Origin of the sequence: Tepidimonas sp. (assembly GCF_046292505.1) — a bacterium.
GTDB lineage: Bacteria > Pseudomonadota > Gammaproteobacteria > Burkholderiales > Burkholderiaceae_C > Tepidimonas.
Window position 1 is genome coordinate 1 of the sequence record NZ_JBKBQX010000287.1, and the last position, 513, is coordinate 513.

The 513-nt window shown below is 75.6% G+C and carries 1 protein-coding gene; it reads left to right on the forward strand.

Annotated elements, in window-relative coordinates; all coding sequences use genetic code 11:
- The coding region (locus ACK4TH_RS13310; protein WP_409627115.1) for a 5-oxoprolinase subunit PxpA at positions 1–513 on the forward strand (513 nt) is incomplete at both ends.

Below are 513 nucleotides of genomic sequence, written 5' to 3' on the forward strand. Positions count from 1 at the left end.
TCGGACGGGCCAACGTCGCCTGCGGCTTCCACGCCGGCGACCCGCTGGTGATGCGCCGCACCGTGCGCCGCGCGCGCGAGCGCGGCGTGGCCATCGGCGCGCACCCGAGCTTTCCGGATCTGCAGGGCTTCGGCCGCCGGCGCATGGAGATGGAGTCCGAGGAGCTGCAGGCGCTGCTGATTTATCAAATTGGCGCGCTGGCCGGCGTGGGCCGCGCCGAGGGGGTGCGGCTCGCGCACGTCAAGCCGCACGGCGCGCTCAACAACATGGCCTGCGCCGACGAGGCGCTGGCGCGCACCGTGGTGCAGGCGGTGCGGGCCTACGATCCCACGCTGCCGCTACTGGCGCCGGCGTGCTCGGCGCTGGAGCGCGCGGCGCTGGCGCTGGGCCAGCCGGTGCTGCGCGAGGTGTTCGCCGACCGCGCCTATCAGGACGACGGCCAGCTCGTGCCCCGCCGCGAGCCGGGCGCCGTGCTGCACGACCCGGAGGAGGCGGTGGCGCACGTGCTGGCGA